This is a genomic window from Sphingomonas sp., from assembly GCF_019635515.1.
Lineage (GTDB): Bacteria > Pseudomonadota > Alphaproteobacteria > Sphingomonadales > Sphingomonadaceae > Sphingomonas.
Genome location: NZ_JAHBZI010000001.1, coordinates 1,112,297 through 1,129,735 on the forward strand (window position 1 = coordinate 1,112,297; position 17,439 = coordinate 1,129,735).

Below are 17,439 nucleotides of genomic sequence, written 5' to 3' on the forward strand. Positions count from 1 at the left end.
CCATTGCCGGCGCATGACAAAACGCCGTGTTGGTAGCGCTACCAAAAGCAAGCTGCTACCAGCTTGTCAACGGCGGCGCGCGACTGCCAGGAGGAGTGGATGGCTATGCAGCGGATATTGCTGGCAATTTTGTCTGCGTTTTTGGTTTTTGGCGTGCCGAATCAATCGCATGCGGAAACCGGCTATGACCTTTGGCTGCGTTACGCCGCCTTGGAATCCGGGCGGCGCGCCGCTGCTGAGGGGGTGGTGAAGTCGATTGTGGCGCCGGGCCGCACCGCCACCGCCGACGCGGCGCTTTCCGAGCTGCAACGCGGTCTGGCCGGTATGCTCGGCCATGGCGTGGCGCGTACCAGCGGTATCGTGGATGGCGCCTTGCTGATCGGCACCCCGGCGGATGCACCGGAGATCGCCGCGCTCCGCCAGCCGCTTGTGGCTCTCGGCAGGGAGGGATTCCTGATCCGCAGCGCGGTTGTCGACGGCGCCCGCATCACCATCATCGCCGCGAACACCGACGTCGGCGTCCTCTACGGCGTCTTCGCGTTCCTCAAGCGCGTCCAGCTTGGGAAGCCGCTCGAAAATCTCGACATTGCCGACAAGCCCAAGCTCCAGCTGCGCGTGCTCAACCATTGGGACAATCTCGATCGCCATGTCGAGCGCGGCTATGCCGGCTGGTCGATCTGGGACTGGCAGAAGCTGCCCGGCTACAAGGATCCGCGCTATACCGATTATGCCCGGGCCAATGCCTCGATCGGCGTCAACGGCGTGGTGCTGACCAACGTCAACGCCAATGCCGAAGTCCTCAAGCCCGAATGGCTGGTGAAGGTGAAGGCGCTGGCCGAAGTGTTCCGGCCCTATGGCATCAAGGTTTATCTGACGGCGCGCTTCTCCGCTCCAATCGAGATCGGCGGGATGAAGACCGCCGATCCGCTCGATCCCGGCGTCGCGGCGTGGTGGAAGGCCAAGATCGACGAGATCTACACGGTGATCCCCGATTTCGGCGGCTTTCTGGTCAAGGCCAATTCGGAAGGCCAGCCGGGGCCGAACGACTATCACCGCACCCATGCCGATGGCGCCAATATGTTCGCCGATGCGCTGAAACCCCATGGCGGCGTCGTGATGTGGCGCGCCTTCGTCTATGCGGCCGAGAACGCGCAGGATCGGCACATGCAGGCCTTTGCCGAGTTCCAGCCGCTCGACGGCAAGTTCCGTGACAATGTGCTGGTCCAGGTCAAGAACGGCGCGATCGATTTCCAGCCGCGCGAGCCCTTCCATCCCTTGTTCGGGGCGATGCCGAAGACGCCGCTGATGATGGAATTCCAGATCACCAAGGAATATCTCGGCTTCGCCACGCACCTCGTCTATCTCGGGCCGATGTGGGAGGAGGCGCTGGAGGCCGACACCTTCCGCCCCGCCAGGGGCAGTACCGTCGCCAAGGTGATCGAGAAGCCGGTCGCCGTCACCGGAATGGCCGGCGTCGCCAATATCGGCAGCGATGTGAACTGGTCGGGCTCGCAATTCGATCAGGCGAACTGGTACGCATTCGGCCGCTTCGCCTGGGATCCGGGTGCGTCCGCCGAGAAGATCGCCCGCGATTGGGCGGGGCTGACCTGGGGCAATGATCCCGCCCTGGTCGATCCGGTCGTCGCGATGATGATGGGCTCGCACGAAGCGGTCGTCGATTACATGACGCCGCTGGGGCTCGGTCACCTGATGGCGACCGGCCACCATTATGGCCCTGGCCCATGGGTCGCCGATCTGGCGCGCCCGGAATGGAACCCGGTCTATTATCACAAGGCCGATGCCGGCGGGATCGGCTTTGACCGGACCAGGACCGGCAGCAATGCGCTGAGCCAATATGCGCCGCAGGTCGCCAAGGTTTGGGGCGATCCCAGGAAGGTGCCCGAAAGCCTGTTGCTGTGGTTCCACCACCTGCCCTGGGATCGCAAGATGCAGTCGGGCCGCACGCTCTGGGATGAATTGGTCATCCGCTACGATGCCGGTGTCGATGCCGTCGCGGCGATGCAGGCGCGCTGGGACGGGCTGAAGGACAAGGTGGACGCCCGCCGCTGGTCCGAGGTCCGCGACTTCCTTGGCATCCAGCACCAGGAAGCCAAATGGTGGCGCGATGCCTCGATCGCCTATTTTCAGTCGATCTCGAAGCGCCCGCTGCCTGCCGGCCATGCCGCGCCCCCGCACGATCTCGATTGGTACAAGGCGATCAACAATCGCTACGCGCCGGGGCAGGGGCGGTAGCAACCACCCTAATTGTCACCCCGGACTTGTTCCGGGGTGACAGGTTGGCCCGGGTGTTACGGCCTGGCCCCGGCACTTCGGCTTGCTGTCCTCCACCGCCGAAATGCGTCACTCTCCAGCCGTGCTCGTCTCGTTGCTCTTCGTCACCCTTACGTCCGCGAGTAGCGAAGTTTCACGATTCACATGAAAAGTGTGAAGCTACGCCGCGCATTTCCTATCGGCCGCGAAGAATCGCATCGACTCACGGCCGCGCCAGACCACGCATCAGATACCCCTTGATGTACGCGCGGAGCTTGTCCGTCGGCGCGCCCAATACGCTGCGATGCTCGGGTGCCAGATGCTCGGCCGGCTCGCCGTGTCGCTTGAATACGAAATTGTCGAACATCGCCCGCCACGCATCGCGCCGCGGTTCGGGCAAATGGCTGACGGTCAGTACCGCATGCACCATCGCATCGAACCGCGCCGCCATGTCGGGCGAGTCCGCCCACCAGTAGTTCATCAGCACATTGAAGGGCGCCAGCGCATCGACCTGATGCCACCACAACGCCGGGATGTAGATGCCGTCCCCCGGCTCCAGCTCCGCCACCAGCGCGTGGTCCAGCGCTTCGCGGAAGCGGGGGAAGCGCTTGAAATCGGGGCTGTTCAGTTCCACCATGCTCGCCGGTTGGCCGGCCATGGTATGATCGAGCGGGCCGACATAGAGATTGTGGATCTGATCGGGTGGAAACAGCGTGAAGCGCCGCTTGCCCGCCGCGACCACCGCGACATTGTCCGAAGCATCGAAATGGGTGCTGACCGTCGAGGCGTTGCCCACCCAGATACGCGGATCCGCCCCAAGCCCTTCGACCAGGGGCATGGGATTGGCCTCGGCCAGACCGGGCAGGGCGGTGGGCGTCTCCAGCGCGCCGGCATAGACCGAAGGCGCACCCTCGCGCCCGGTAATGGTCAGCAGATAGCGCAGCAGATCCGCCAGGCTACCCTTGCGCCGTTCGAAATTGAAGCCGCGCATGTCGGGCGCATAGAAAAAGCGCCCCTTGATCGTCGCCGGGCCGACAAACGCCTCCGCCGTCGCGCCCCGATCGAAGCCAAGCAGATAACCGGCTGCCGCCTGATCGCCTTGCGCCGACGCCGCCACCAGCGGCCAGCCGCGCGCGATTCCGCGCATCACCACGGGCGCGTAGCCTGGTACGATCTGCTCGCGGAAGAGCGCGGGCGTCACATCATGGATTTCGGAGATTGGCCTGACCTGGTGGTTCATTTTATCCTGCAACATCAAAACCTAATCGGAGAAACTTCGCAGACATGGGGCGCTGGTCCGGTGCCTTATGGATCAGCATGTCGACCTGTCCCTCAATACGGCGGCGTCCGCTTCGCTCCGGCATATCGGCGCCGAGCGCGAACCGCTGCTCCAGATCGACGATCTGCTGTGCTTCCCGGAGAACTTGGTGGACTATGCCGCACGGGAAGTCACGTTTCAGCCGGTATACGGCCCCGAGGGCGGCTATCCCGGCATCCGCGCCCCCGCGCCGCTCGATTATGTCGAGGCAGTGGTGCGTGGTGTCGATCCGCTGCTGCGTCAGGCGTTCGGGCTGGAACGGGCGCGCCTCGCCAATGCCGAGTGCAATTTCTCGCTCGTCACGCTCGCCCCTGAAGCGCTGGCCGCGGCGCAGCGCATCCCGCATGTCGATACCACCTCCGGCCTGCAATTCGCTTTCCTCCACTATCTGTGCCGGCCAGATCAGGGGGGCACCGCCTTTTATCGCCACCGCGCCACCGGCTTCGAAGCGCTGACGCCCGAGCGCGCCGCCGAATATGTCGCGGCGCGCGCGACGGAGGCGGGGCGGGAGACCACCGGCTACATCGCCGGTGACACGCCGCATTTCGAGCAGACCGGCGCGGTCGAGGCGGCATTCAACCGGCTGGTGATCTACCGCAGCCGTATCTTACATTCGGGCCGGATCCCGCCCGGTGCCGCGCTCTCCGGCGATCCGCGCGAGGGCCGGCTGACCGCGAACATCTTCGTCACCTACCGCACCTGATTCGCTTCCCCACACCGCAAATAAAAAGCGCCGCCGGTACGAGACCGACGGCGCCAGTGCAGGGTGATGACGAAACCTAGAAGTTGAAGCGGGCGATCGCCGAGATACGGCGGTCGTTCATGTACCAGCCGCGCGGCACTTCCTTGATCGTGTTCGGGCCGCCCGTGCCGGTGATCACCGCGTTGGTGCGGGTGATCTCGTTGGTCAGGTTCGAGCCCTGGACGCCGACCTTGATCTGCGGAGTGATCGCGAAGAACACCGAAGCGTCAAGCTGGCCGGTCGCCTTGTTGATGATCGGATCGAACGGCGTGATCACGTCGCGGACGGTGAGCACGAAGTCCGAGCGCCACGAATAAGTGGCACGCATCGAGATCGGACCCCAATCGAAGAACGGAGTGACGTTGACCTGATGCTTCGACAGACCTTGGAGCGGCAGCAACGCGGTGTTGACCGTGGTCACGCGGCCGGCGGCCACGTCCGGATCGGTCGCCGACAGCGTCGACTGCGGCACACCCGACGAGTCCACATAGGTGTAGTTCGCCTGGAGGCCGAGACCCTTGAGCGGACCCGGCAGGAAGTCGAAGGTCTGCTGGTAGCCGATTTCGAAGCCCTTGATCTTGCCGACCTTGGTCGCGTTGACCGGGGTGGTGACCAGCGCATCGAACGTCGCGCCATTATTGGTGAAGCTCTGGCGTACCGTGTCGTTGGTCAGAACCCCGTGAAGCTCCTTGTAGAAGCCCGAAAGGGTCAGCTGGCCGACGCTCGAGAAATACCATTCCGCCGTAAGGTCGAAGTTATCGGCCTCGGTGGGCTTCAGGTACGGATTGCCCGCGGTGAGCGATCCCTGCAGACGGAAGCTGTTGGGGATCAGGTTGCCGCTGGCGTCGACATTCTGCACCACGCCCAGATTGACCGGGAAGTAGTTGCGGATAAAGCCGGTCTGCGGCGGCGAGACGCCCTTGAAGTACGCCGCGCGGAACTGCACCCCGCCGCCGACCTCGAACTTCACGTTCACGCTCGGCAGCCAGTAATCGTACCGCAGCTTCGCGGTCGATGCGACGGTCGCACCGTTGATGAAGTTGCGCGCCGCAGTGCGCGTGGCAGCGTTAAACGAGCAGAACGGCTGCACCGTGTCAGGCGGCACCACCGGGGTGGCGCAGACGGTCTCGGTCGGAAACGCCGTGGTATTGACGAACGACTGGAAGCCGCTGGAGGTACGATCGGTGCGGCTGAAGCGCAGGCCGACATTACCGCTCAGGCGCAGGCCGCGACCGAACTCGGTATCGAACCGGGCCATGGCATAGGCGGCATAATTCTGCTCGCGGATCGGGTTGATCTCGTCTTGCAGGAACGGCGTGCCGGCGACAACACCGCACCGGCTGGCAAGTCCATTCCAGCCGGTATTGACGGTGCGTCCGTCAGCGCAAGTCGTCGTGCCCTGCCATTCGCGAGCGATCAGACCCGCATAGTCGATCATCTGCTGATAGTTGGCGACGGTGTTGCCCGAGTAGAACAGGCGTCCCGACCCCGCGAGCGGGTTGGTCACCTTGCCGCGGAAGAAGTTGTCGAACGAGAATGCCTCATAGCCGGTCGGCGCCGTACCCTGGGTGTGGCCGTTGGCATTGTTGCCATCGACCGGCGTATCGAACCAGACCGGGCCGTTATTGCCCCACTGCTCGGAAAGCACGCCCCAATTGTAGCGCGAGAAGCGCGAGACCTGATCGCGATCTGCATAGCGCACGCCGGCACGGATCGACTTCAGGAAGTTCGAGTCCGGGAACGAATATTCGAGGTCGAGACGGACGGCGTCGGAATTGCCGTCGCTCTTCTCGATGTGATCCATCGCGGCGCGATAGAAGCTGTTATACGGGTCGAGGAAGCTGGTGTGACCCGCGCCGTAATAACCCGGATTCTGCGGGCCACCGACAGCCTGCGCCGTATTGCAGTCATAGTCCGTACCCGGCGGGTTCTGCGAATTCGCCGCGGGACCGTTGCACACCTGCGGCGGCAGGAACGCAACCGTCGGGAACTTGTCGCCGTTCAGCGCGAGCGATGCGTTCTGGTAGGTCGAGCCCCAGACCGTGTTGTCGAGCAGATCGGTGGTCGAGTTGACATGCTGATAATCGAACACCAGGCCGAGACGATCGCTGGCATTCCACTTGAAGTTGAAGCCGTAATCGTCGGTGACGAGCTTCTGCTCCTGATCGCGGCGGATGTTGTTCGATTGCAGGCCCAGCATCGGCACGCGCGCCGTGCCGCAACCGTCCGCGATGCAGTTCTGGTCACCGCGCCAACCGGTCGGTCCGGTGATGGTGCCGCTGGTGAACATGCCATCGCTGCCGAATGCCAGCGTCGTGCCGGGAACGCGGCGCGAGTCGCCGTTCGACGAGACGTTGTCGGTCGCGATTTCGACGGTGTGCTCGGTCCAGGCCTGGCGCGCATCGGAGCGCAGGAACTGGAACACGGCTTCCATCGACCCGTCGTTGCTGCGCCACTGCGCGGCTGCCGCATAGCCATAGCGCTTGCGGTCGAACTCCTGGTTGCCGACCACGGCGCCGCGCGGGAAATAGACCTGGCCGGTCTGCGTCGTGCCGCCATTGTCCACCACGTCGCCGTCCGAATAGAGCGTGCGGATGCGGAAGCTCGACAGCTGGAAGCGGTCGGCGCGGGTCTTGAGCTGCGAATAGGAGACGTTGGCCAGCAAGCCGATCTCACCGATCCCGGTTTCCCAGCGGTTGCTTACGAGGAACGACGCGGTCGGCGCCCACTTCTTGACGAAGTCGCCATAGTTGGCCTCGATCGAGCCCGCGACCACCAGACCCTTCGCATCGAACGGCTTGCGGGTGCGCAGGTTGACCACGCCGGCGATGCCGCCTTCGATGCGGTCCGCCGAGGGCGATTTGAACACGTCGACGCCGCCCAGCATTTCCGACGGCACGTCGGAGAAGCTCAGCGAGCGGCCGTTATTGGCGGTGAATGCCTCGCGGCCGTTGAACTCCGAGCGGATATAGGTGAGGCCGCGAACCGTGACGCCCGAACCTTCCGCGGTGAAGTGGTCGGGATCGACGCCCGCCGCGAAGCGGTTGATCGACACGCCCGGGATGCGCTGCAGCGCTTCGGTCACCGAACGATCGGGAAGGGCGCTGATGTCCTCGGCGGTGACCGAGTCGACGATCACGTCCGAATTCTTCTTGAGCGCCTGTGCGCTCTGCAGCGACTGACGATAGCCCGAAACGACGATCTCGCCGTCGTCTTGCGCGGCTTCCTGACCGGCCGGAGCGTCCTGCGCCCAGGCCGGTGCGGCTACCGCGAAACATGCCAGGGCGACGGCGGAAACGCCGGCCCGCAGCACGGCGCGCGGCCTGCCAGCGTTGTCAGTTGACTGAATTACATTAAGCTTGCGCATCAAGCTGTCCTCCCCTTAGAAATGTTAGCGCTATCACCGCGTAGCGTCGTTTTATGTGCATAGAGCTTAATTGAGGTTTCGGGCAAAGATCAAGCCGTGTCTGAAACAATTCTGCAAAGGCCGCATTTTGTGGCGGAATTGCAACGGTTGTGGAGAGCCGAGCCGAGCCGGAAGGCGCAGTTTCGCGCCATTGACGGCCAAAAATGGGGCAGGCGTGCGATTGACCGTTTGGTTGGGGGAGCGCTAACATTTGGACTTGGGAGAGGGGCATGACCCGATGTTGGTGAAGCGCGTTCTGGTGGTCGGCGGGGGCACGGCCGGCTGGATGACGGCGGCCGCGCTGTCCAATAAATTCGGGAATTCACCGCTTGAGATTCGCCTGATCGAATCGGCGGAAATCGGAACCGTCGGGGTCGGCGAGGCGACCGTTCCCCATATCCATCATTACAATTCGACCCTCGGCTTCGACGAGGCCGATTTCATGGTCCGCACCAAGGCGACGTTCAAGCTCGGGGTCGAGTTCGTGAACTGGGGGCGAATCGGCAATTCCTACATTCATCCCTTCGGTGCTTATGGTGAGGATTTCGGTGGCGTGCCGTTCCATCAGCATTGGGTGCGGATGCGCGACCAGCCGGGTGTCGGCGATTTCGAGGCCTTCTCATTGCCGATCCACGCCGCGCGGATGGGTCGCTTCCAGCACCCTGATCGCGATCCGTCGTCGCTGCTCAACACCTATAACTACGCCTATCAGTTCGACGCGAGCCTCTATGCTCGCTTCCTGCGCGAATATTCCGAGGCGCGGGGCGTCGTCCGACAGGAGGGCAAAGTCGTCGATGTCGCACTCAATGGCGAGACCGGTTTTGTCGAATCGGTGGCGCTCGACAGCGGCGAGCGAATCGAGGCGGATCTGTTCGTCGATTGCTCGGGATTCCGCGGGCTGCTGATCGAGCAGACGCTGAAGACCGGATATGAGGAATGGACGCATTGGCTGCCTTGCGACCGCGCGATCGCTATTCCCTGTCCCAATGATGGGCCGGTGATGCCGCTCACCCGCTCGACCGCACAGCAATCGGGTTGGGTGTGGAAGATTCCGCTCCAGCATCGCTGCGGCAACGGCCATGTCTATTCGAGCAGCTCCATTTCCGACGACGAAGCGCTGGAGGTGTTGCTGGGGGCGATCGGCGCGCCGCCGCTCGCCGATCCCAACAAGCTCCGCTTCGTCACCGGCAAGCGCAAGAAGCAATGGGTCGGCAATGTCGTCGCGATCGGGCTGTCCTCGGGTTTCCTCGAGCCGCTCGAATCGACCAGCATCCATCTGATCCAGCTCGCGATTGGCCGGCTGCTCGATTTCTTCCCCACCGGCGAATGGGACCCGCTCGACGCCGAGGAATTCAACCGCGTGATGGTGCTCGAATATGAGCGTGTCCGCGACTTCCTGATCCTCCACTATAACGCCACCGAGCGCGATGATTCGGACTTCTGGAACTATTGCCGGACCATGGATCTGCCCGAGTCGCTCAAATACAAGATCGACCTGTTCCGCGAGCGCGGCGTGGTCGTGAATTACCGCGACGGCATGTTCCTGGAGCCTAGCTGGCTGGCGGTGTATCTCGGGCAGAACGTCATGCCCCGCGCTCACGACCCGCTTTCCGAACGGCTTTCCGATGCGGATCTGATCGCGGCGATGGCCGATCTGCGCGCGCGCTATGCCGCCGCCGCGGTGGCGATGCCCACGCACGAGGCGCTGCTTGCCGGAATGGCGGCGGCCGCCTGATGGGATCGATCCGGCGCGTTGTGATCCTTGGCGGCGGCGTGGCCGGCTGGATGAGTGCGCTCGCGCTCAGCCGTGCATTGGAAGGTAGCGGCATCGCGCTCGACCTGGTCGAAATCGGTGGCCCCGATCATAGCATCGGTCCGTTCGGCCCCGGCGAAGCGACGCTGCCAGCATTCCACCTTTTCCTGGGCGATTATGGCATCGACGAGGATGCCTTGCTCCGCGCTGCGCGTGGCACCTTCGCCCTCGGCGCGGCCTTTTCAGGCTGGGGGGGGCAGCAATCGGCGTGGTTCCTGCCCTTTGGCGACATTGGCGCGGCGATGGGTCCGGTCGGGTTCCCGCCGCTCGTCGCTAAGCTCCGCGCCGCCGGGCACCCGGTGCGGCCCACGGATTTCTCGCTCGCCGCGGTCGCCGCCGCGGCGGGTCGCTTCACGCGCCCCAGCGACGATCCGCGCTCGGTGCTGTCGAGCTACGGCTATGGCCTGCACCTCGACAAGGCGGCGCTGGCGGCGGTCTGTCGCGGGCTGGCTCAAGGTGTGACGGGCCATCCATCGCCATTCGTTCGGGCGATCCGTGCCGGGAACGGTCATGTCACGGCGCTGGAACTCGAAAGCGGCGCGCAGGTCGCGGGCGATCTCTTCCTCGATTGCTCCGGCCCCGCCGCCTTGCTCAGCCAGGATCATGGTTTCGACAGCTGGTCCGCATGGCTTGCCTGCGATCGCGTCATCGAAGGCGCTTCTGCGCAAGATGGGGTGCCGCCGCCCTATACTCACGCTGCCGCGCATCCGGCCGGCTGGCGGCGCAGCGTGCCGCTGCTCGGCGGCCCCAGCGAGGCGACGCTGTTCGCCTCCGCGCACCACACCGACAGCGCCGCCACAGCGATCCATCAGGGCCGCCGCGTGCGCGCCTGGCAGGGCAATGTCGTCGCCATCGGTGCCGCCGCGGCGCTGATCGAGCCGCTCTACGGCCACAACCTTCAACTCGCGCACCGCGCGATCCAGCGCTTGGTCGCCTTGTTCCCCAATCACGCCGAGGGGCCGGAGGCGGCCGAGTATAATCGTATCGCCGGCGAGGAAGCCGATCGCGTCCGCGACTTCGTCATCGCCCATTACAAGACCAACGGGCGCATTGGCGAACCCTTCTGGGACGCGGCGCGGGCGATGGCGGTGCCCGATACGCTGCAATACAAGCTCGATCTCTACGCCAGCCGCGGCCGCATGCCGATGTATGACGAGGAATTGTTCGATCGCGGCGAATGGATCGCCGCGCTGGATGGCCAGGGAGTGCATCCGCGCCGCTATGATGCACTCGCCGATACCGTGCCCGAACCCGCTATAATCCAGCACGTCACCCGGCTGCGCGAACTGATCGTCGATGCGGCCAAGGCGATGCCCAATCACGGCGTGACGCTGGCGCAGATCGGAGGCGCGGTATGACCGCGCTCCAGCCGATCCGCAGCATCGTCATCGTCGGCGGCGGCACCGCCGGCTGGATGGCGGCGGCCGCCTTTTCGCGCCTGACGCGCACTGGCGTGAAGGTCACCCTGGTTGAATCCGATGCGATCGCCACCGTCGGCGTCGGCGAGGCGACGATCCCGCCGATCCGCAATTTCAACGGCCTGCTCGGCCTCGATGAGAACGACTTCCTCGCCAGGACGCAGGGCACGCTCAAGCTCGGCATCGATTTCGTCGGCTGGCGGTATGAGGGCGACCGCTATTTCCACCCCTTCGGCGAGTTCGGCTTCGATATAGAGGGCGTGAAGTTCCACCAATTCTGGCGCAAGCTCCACGAAAGCGGCCTGGCCTCGGGCATTGGCGACTATAATCTCTGCGCGCGCGCCATGGATCTTGGCCGCTATCAGCCGCCTTCGAGCGATCCCGCCTCGATCCTGTCGCGCATGGCCTATGCCTATCAGTTCGATGCTTCGCTCTATGCGGGGTATCTGCGCGAATATGCCGAGAAGCGCGGTGTGGTCCGCCTCGAAGGCAAGGTCGTCGAGGTGCCGGTGCGCGGCGAGGACGGGCATATCGAGGCGGTAGTGCTGGAAGGGGATCGCCGGGTCGAAGGCGAGCTCTTCATCGACTGCACCGGTTTTCGTGCGCTGCTGATCGAACAGACGCTCGGCGCCGGCTGGGAAAGCTGGGCGCACTGGCTGCAATGCGACCGCGCCGTCGCGGTGCCCTGCGAATCCGCCCCCGATGGCACGATCACGCCGTATACCCGCTGCACCGCGCACAGCGCCGGATGGCAGTGGCGGGTCCCGCTCCAGCACCGGATCGGCAACGGTTACGTCTATTGCAGCGGCGACATTTCAGACGATGCCGCGCGGGAGACTCTGCTCGCCAATCTCGATGGCGCAGCCTTGCGCGATCCCTTCATCCTGAAGTTCGAAGCCGGACGGCGGAAGAAGGCGTGGCACAAAAACTGCGTCGCATTGGGCTTGTCATCGGGCTTCCTCGAACCGCTCGAATCGACCAGCATCCATCTGATCCAGGCCGGAATCTCCAAACTTATGGCGCTGCTGCCCGATGTCGGCTTCAGTGCCATCGAGCGCGACGAATATAACCGCCTGACCGATATCCAGATGGAGCAGGTCCGCGACTTCATCATCCTCCACTATCACGCCAATGCGCGGAAGGATGGCGATCTCTGGCGCCGTGTCCGCGAGATGGAAATCCCCGGCACGCTGACCCGCAAGCTCGACCTGTTCCGGGGTCGTGGCCGCCTGTTCCGCTATGAGGATGAGCTCTTCGCCGAATCCTCCTGGATCGCGGTGATGTTGGGGCAGGGGATCTACCCCGCCGGCTGGGATCCGCTGGCTGACACGATTGATCCCGTGCAAATCCGCAACACGCTCGACCGTATCAAGGCGCTGTTCGCCCAGACCGCCCAATCGATGCCGCGCCATGAGGAATGGCTCGCGCGCAACGCACCCGCCCGGAGTTTCGCATGACCGACAATCGCATCCGCAGCATCGTCATCGTCGGCGGGGGCACCGCGGGCTGGATGGCGGCGGCGACGCTGTCGCGGATCCTCACCACGGAATATGCCAGCATCACCCTGATCGAATCCGATGCGATCGGCACGATCGGCGTCGGCGAGGCGACGATCCCGCAGATGGCGACCTTCAATCGCATGCTCGGGCTCGACGAAGACCAGTTCATGCGCGAGACCCAGGGCACCTTCAAGCTCGGTATCAAGTTCATCGATTGGGCACGCAAGGGGCATATCTACTATCACCCATTTGGTAAATATGGCTTGGATATGAAGGGTGTGTCATTCCATGCCTATTTCATGCGCCTTCACCAGATGGGAGAAGCTCCGGATATCGATCAATGGTCGCTCCAGGCGATGGCGAGCCGCGACAATCGTTTCATGCGCCCGATCGATGCGGGCAATTCGCCGCTCAGCGAAATCCCTTACGCCTTCCATTTCGATGCCGGTCTCTACGCCAAGTTTCTGCGCAATTATTCGGAAGAACGGCGTGTTGTGCGCCGCGAAGGCATGATCAACGAGGTCAGACTGCGCGGCGAGGACGGCTTCGTTCAGTCGGTCGTCCTCCAGGACGGTAGCGAGATCGAAGGCGATCTGTTCATCGATTGCTCGGGCTTCCGCGGGCTGATCATCGAGCAGACGCTCAAGGCGGGCTATACCGACTGGTCGAAATACCTGCCGTGCAACCGCGCCATCGCGGTGCCATGCGAAAGCATCGACGAATGGACGCCCTATACCCAATCGACCGCGCACAGCGCCGGCTGGCAATGGCGCATCCCGCTCCAGCACCGCATCGGCAACGGCCACGTCTTCTGCTCCGAATTCATGAGCGATGACGAGGCGACCAGCATCCTGCTCGCCAATCTCGACGGCAAGCCGCTCGCCGATCCGCGCACCGTCCCGTTCATGACCGGCCACCGCAATAAATTATGGGTCAAGAACTGCGTCGCGCTCGGCCTGTCGGGCGGGTTCATCGAGCCGCTCGAATCCACCGCGATCTGGCTGGTCCAGTCTGGCCTGTCGCGCTTCCTGACGATGTTCCCGGATCGCAATTTCAATCAGGCCGACATCGATCGCTACAACCGGATCATGACCACTGATTATGAGGAAATCCGCGACTTCCTCGTCCTTCACTACAACGCCACCGAGCGCGACGATTCGCCATTCTGGGACTATTGCCGCAATATGGAGATTCCGGAGCGTTTGGCGGAAAAGATGCGGGTGTTCCGCACGCATGGCCGCTGTTTTCGCGAGAATGAGGAATTGTTCAATGATACCAGTTGGTTCGCGGTCATGCACGGCCAGCTGATGACCTCGCAATCCTATGATCCCGTCGCCGACATCATGAGCCTGGAGGAGACCCGCTCGCGCCTCGACCACATCCGCGAAGCGATCGCCAATTCGGCCGATTACATGCCCAAGCACAAGGACTTTGTCCGCGAGCATTGCGCGGCATGAAGGCGCTCCTCGCCTCGCTGGCGCTTTTGCTCGCCACGCCCGCCACGGCGCAGCCGGTCGCGCGCTTCGACTGGTTCCATTATCAGGGTGCCGACGCGATCGACGCGCTGCCGCTCGCGCCGAACGAATACCGCAACCCGATCCTGCGCGGCTTCTATCCCGATCCCTCGGTCACGCGTGTCGGGGACGATTTCTACCTCGTCACCTCCACCTTCAGCTATTTCCCCGGCATCCCGGTCTTCCATTCGAAGAACCTCGTGGACTGGACCCAGATCGGCAACGCCATCGACCGGACGGACATGCTCGATTTCAAGCAGCTCGGCCTGTCGCGCGGCGTGTTCGCGCCGACCATCCAAGCCAAGGATGGTGTCTTCTACATCCTCAACACCTGCGTCGATTGCGGCGACAATTTCGTGATCACCGCCAAGAACCCCGCCGGCCCCTGGTCCGATCCGATATGGCTGCCCGCGCTCAATGGCGGGATCGATCCGTCGCTGTTCTTCGACGAGGATGGCCGCACCTGGATTCTCAACAACGGCCCGCCCGAGGGCACGCCCGAATATCAGGGTCACCGCGCGATCTGGATCCAGGAGTTCGATCTCAAGACGCTCAAGTCGTTCGGCCCGCGCACCGTGCTGGTCAATGGCGGTGTCGATTTCTCGAAGAAGCCGATCTGGATCGAAGGCCCGCATATCTTCCGCAAGGACGGCTGGTATTATCTCAGCTGCGCCGAGGGCGGCACCGCCGAGGGGCATAGCCAGGTCATCCTGCGCTCGAAAAACGTCACCGGCCCGTTCCTGCCCAATCCGAACAATCCGGTGCTGACCCAGCGCGACCTGCCGATGGACCGCGATCACCGCATCACCTCCGCCGGCCACGCCCAGCTCGTCACCACGCCCGACGGCAAATGGTGGGCGACCTTCCTGGCGGTGCGTCCTTACGCCGGCGATTTCTACACCACCGGCCGCGAGACATTCCTGCTGCCGGTCGAATGGGAGAACGGCTGGCCGGTCATCACCCGCCCGGGCCAGGCGATCCCGCTCACCCATGCGCGTCCGGCGCTGCCGGCCGCCGCGGAGCCACCCGTGCCGCTGAACGGCGCCTTCACCTATACCGAGCGCTTCGGCGGCAAGCCGCTCGGCCCCGAATGGATGATGCTACGCAATCCGCGCGCGCCCTGGTACGAGGTCGACAAATACGGCCTGAACCTCACCGCGCGGCCGGTCGGTCTCGGCGACAATGGCAACCCGTCATTCCTTGTCCGCCGCCAGCAGCACACCAGCGCCAGCGCCACCACCGCGCTGCGTTTCACCCCGCAAAAAGACGGCGACCGCGCTGGTCTCGCGATATTCCAGAACGACGATTATTGGATGTCCGTCGGTTTGAAGCGGGCTGGTGGGCAGTTGCTTCTCACCGTCGATCGCCGCGACGGTCCGAACGATCCGAAGCTTGGCAAGACGGTCTTTCAGGTCGTCAATCCGCGCATCGGCGAGAATGCGCTGGAACTGAGGATCGCGGTCGAAAAGAACGTCTATCATTTCAGCTACAGCGTCGATCACGGTGCCGCCAACTATACCCCGAGGGTCTGGCGTCCGCTCGGCGCGATCGAGACCGACAGCCTTACCACCAGGACCGCTGGCGGGTTCGTCGGCTCGGTCTTCGGCCTCTTCGCTGCCACCGGAGAATAGACGATGCGCCTGCTACTCCTCGCAGCCCCCTTGCTTGCCGGCGCGATGATTCCGCCGCCGCTGCCTATCCATCTCAACCGGCTCGGCTTCGAGCCCGGCGATGCCAAGATCGCGATCGTCCATGGCTGGGACGTGCCGTATGACTGGAAGCTGGTCGATGCTGCGGGCAAGACGCTGCTGAGCGGCAAGGCTGTGTTGTACGGCAAGGATGAAGCCTCCGGCGCGTCCAACCTCCAGCGCGTCGATTTCAGCGCCTATCGCGGTGAGGGCGAGGGCTATCGGCTGATCGTCGCGGGCGCGCCCAGCGAGCCGTTCGCGATCCGCCGCAATCTCTACGCTCCGCTCGCCAGGGACGCGCTCGCCTTCTTCTATCATCAGCGCGCCGGCGTGCCGATCGAAGCGCGCTTCGTCGGCCAGAAATGGGCGCGCCCCGCCGGGCATGCGCGCGAACTCGCCAAATGCTTCACCGGAAAGGATGAGCGTGGCACCGAATGGCCCGCCTGCGGCTACGCGCGGGATGTGCGCGGCGGCTGGTACGACGCCGGCGACCACGGCAAATATGTCGTCAATGGCGGCATCTCGCTGTGGACGCTGCTCAACGCCTATGAGCGCCGCCCGAACGCCTTTCCGGACAAGTCGTTGAAGATTCCCGAAGCGGGCAATGGCGCCAGCGATCTGCTCGACGAAGCGCGCTACGAGATGGAATGGATGCTGCGGATGCAATTGCCCGAGGGGCAGCATGTCCGTGTCCCCGTCGGCCCGTTCAAGCCGCTCGCGCCCGGCCAGAATCCCTGGACCGCCGCGCCCGCGGATTTCGTCGAAATCGATGCCGGCGGCATGGCGCTCCAGAAGGTCGCAGACCGCAACTGGACCAAGCTGCCGATGCCGCCGCAGGACGACCCCGAGGAACGCCTGCTATACCCGCCCACCACTGCCGCGACGCTCAACCTCGCCGCCGTCGCCGCCCAATGCGCGCGGTTATGGAAGAATGTGGACGATGCTTTTGCTGCGCGCTGCCTGGGTGCAGCAAAAAGCGCCTGGGGTGCAGCAAAGCGCAATCCGGAGGTGCTGGCGACCAACAGCTTCACCGGCAGCGGCGGCTATGGCGACCGCGATGTCTCAGACGAATTCTACTGGGCTGCGGCGGAGCTTCTCGTCACCACCGGTGCGGATGAATTTGCGCAAGTGGTGCAGCATTCTCGGCATTTCCACGAGGATGTACGAGAGCCGTCATGGCCCGGCACTGCCGCGCTCGGCACGATGCTGCTGGCGACCCGCCCAGCCTCGCTTCCCGCAGCCGAGGTCAAGCGCCTCCAGTCCGCGGTTATCGCCGCCGCCGATCGCTTCCTCAACGACGCTGGCGGCAACGGTTATGCGATTCCCTACATCGCCAGGGACTATCCCTGGGGTTCCAATTCCAGCCTGCTCAACCGCGCGATGATCCTCGCCACCGCGCATGATCTGAGCGGCGACGCCAAATATCGTGCCGGCGTGATCGCGGCGCTCGATTACGTCCTGGGCCGCAACCCGATGAACGTGTCCTATGTCAGCGGCTACGGCGCCCGCTCGATGCAGAACCCGCACCACCGCTTCTGGGCGCATTCGCTCGACAAGAAACTGCCCGGGCCTCCCCCCGGTGTGCTCTCCGGCGGCCCCAACTCGACCAACATGTCGGACGATATCGCGAAGGCGATGAAGGGCCGATGCGCGCCGCAGATGTGCTGGGCAGACGACATCCACGCCTTCGCGCTGAACGAGGTGGCGATCAACTGGAACGCGCCGCTGTTCTGGGTCGCGGCTTGGGCCGATAGCGACTGAGCGGTACGA

The 17,439-nt window shown here is 64.1% G+C and carries 10 protein-coding genes; 8 read left to right on the top strand and 2 right to left on the bottom strand.

All coding sequences use genetic code 11. From position 1 onward, the window contains the following. The first annotated feature begins 105 nt into the window (after positions 1-105). Positions 106-2,253: an alpha-glucuronidase family glycosyl hydrolase gene (locus KF730_RS05700; RefSeq protein WP_294095750.1), complete on the top strand. Its 2,148-nt coding sequence runs from the start codon at positions 106-108 to the stop codon at positions 2,251-2,253. A 241-nt stretch (positions 2,254-2,494) separates the two neighbouring features. On the opposite strand, the gene KF730_RS05705 is transcribed toward KF730_RS05700, so the two are convergent. Next, the gene (locus KF730_RS05705; RefSeq protein ID WP_294092820.1) at positions 2,495-3,511 is read right to left on the bottom strand and encodes a cupin-like domain-containing protein; all 1,017 of its coding nucleotides are present in this window, start codon (positions 3,509-3,511) and stop codon (positions 2,495-2,497) included. Positions 3,512-3,578: 67 nt separating this feature from the next. Between KF730_RS05705 and KF730_RS05710 the strand changes: the two genes are divergently transcribed. Next, a complete protein-coding gene (locus KF730_RS05710; RefSeq protein WP_294092822.1) occupies positions 3,579-4,292 on the top strand; it encodes a DUF6445 family protein in 714 nt (237 codons plus the stop codon). Positions 4,293-4,368: 76 nt separating this feature from the next. Here the strand turns inward: KF730_RS05710 and KF730_RS05715 are convergent, their stop codons facing one another. Beyond that, complete coding sequence (locus KF730_RS05715; protein ID WP_294092825.1) at positions 4,369-7,644, bottom strand: TonB-dependent receptor; 3,276 nt, start codon at positions 7,642-7,644, stop codon at positions 4,369-4,371. A gap of 331 nt (positions 7,645-7,975) precedes the next feature. On the opposite strand from KF730_RS05715, the gene KF730_RS05720 reads away from it, so the two are divergent. From KF730_RS05720 to KF730_RS05745, 6 genes are read left to right on the top strand one after another with little or no spacing between them, the layout of a single operon-like run. Then, positions 7,976-9,472: a tryptophan halogenase family protein gene (locus tag KF730_RS05720; RefSeq protein ID WP_294092829.1), complete on the top strand. Its 1,497-nt coding sequence runs from the start codon at positions 7,976-7,978 to the stop codon at positions 9,470-9,472. Next, positions 9,472-10,908, top strand: a complete 1,437-nt coding sequence (locus KF730_RS05725; RefSeq protein WP_294092830.1) for a tryptophan halogenase family protein — start codon at positions 9,472-9,474, stop codon at positions 10,906-10,908. The genes KF730_RS05720 and KF730_RS05725 overlap by 1 nt, the downstream gene beginning before the upstream one ends. Beyond that, positions 10,905-12,425: a tryptophan halogenase family protein gene (locus tag KF730_RS05730; protein ID WP_294092832.1), complete on the top strand. Its 1,521-nt coding sequence runs from the start codon at positions 10,905-10,907 to the stop codon at positions 12,423-12,425. The genes KF730_RS05725 and KF730_RS05730 overlap by 4 nt, the downstream gene beginning before the upstream one ends. Further along, positions 12,422-13,924 carry a tryptophan halogenase family protein gene (locus KF730_RS05735; protein WP_294092835.1) on the top strand — a complete coding sequence of 501 codons (1,503 nt, stop codon included), beginning with the start codon at positions 12,422-12,424 and terminating at the stop codon, positions 13,922-13,924. The genes KF730_RS05730 and KF730_RS05735 overlap by 4 nt, the downstream gene beginning before the upstream one ends. Continuing rightward, entirely contained in the window at positions 13,921-15,612 is a 1,692-nt protein-coding gene (locus KF730_RS05740) for a glycoside hydrolase family 43 protein (protein WP_294092838.1), read from the top strand. Before KF730_RS05735 ends, KF730_RS05740 begins: the two co-directional genes overlap by 4 nt. Before the next feature lie 3 nt (positions 15,613-15,615). Further along, positions 15,616-17,430: a glycoside hydrolase family 9 protein gene (locus KF730_RS05745; RefSeq protein ID WP_294092841.1), complete on the top strand. Its 1,815-nt coding sequence runs from the start codon at positions 15,616-15,618 to the stop codon at positions 17,428-17,430. The last annotated feature ends 9 nt before the right edge of the window (positions 17,431-17,439 follow it).

Coding starts and splice junctions, on each gene's coding strand:
- KF730_RS05730 (WP_294092832.1), top strand. CDS start 10,905: ATGACCGCGCTCCAGCCGATCCGCAGCATCGTCATCGTCGGCGGCGGC.
- KF730_RS05745 (WP_294092841.1), top strand. CDS start 15,616: ATGCGCCTGCTACTCCTCGCAGCCCCCTTGCTTGCCGGCGCGATGATT.
- KF730_RS05735 (WP_294092835.1), top strand. CDS start 12,422: ATGACCGACAATCGCATCCGCAGCATCGTCATCGTCGGCGGGGGCACC.
- KF730_RS05720 (WP_294092829.1), top strand. CDS start 7,976: ATGTTGGTGAAGCGCGTTCTGGTGGTCGGCGGGGGCACGGCCGGCTGG.
- KF730_RS05705 (WP_294092820.1), bottom strand. CDS start 3,511: ATGAACCACCAGGTCAGGCCAATCTCCGAAATCCATGATGTGACGCCC.
- KF730_RS05725 (WP_294092830.1), top strand. CDS start 9,472: ATGGGATCGATCCGGCGCGTTGTGATCCTTGGCGGCGGCGTGGCCGGC.
- KF730_RS05710 (WP_294092822.1), top strand. CDS start 3,579: ATGGATCAGCATGTCGACCTGTCCCTCAATACGGCGGCGTCCGCTTCG.
- KF730_RS05740 (WP_294092838.1), top strand. CDS start 13,921: ATGAAGGCGCTCCTCGCCTCGCTGGCGCTTTTGCTCGCCACGCCCGCC.
- KF730_RS05700 (WP_294095750.1), top strand. CDS start 106: ATGCAGCGGATATTGCTGGCAATTTTGTCTGCGTTTTTGGTTTTTGGC.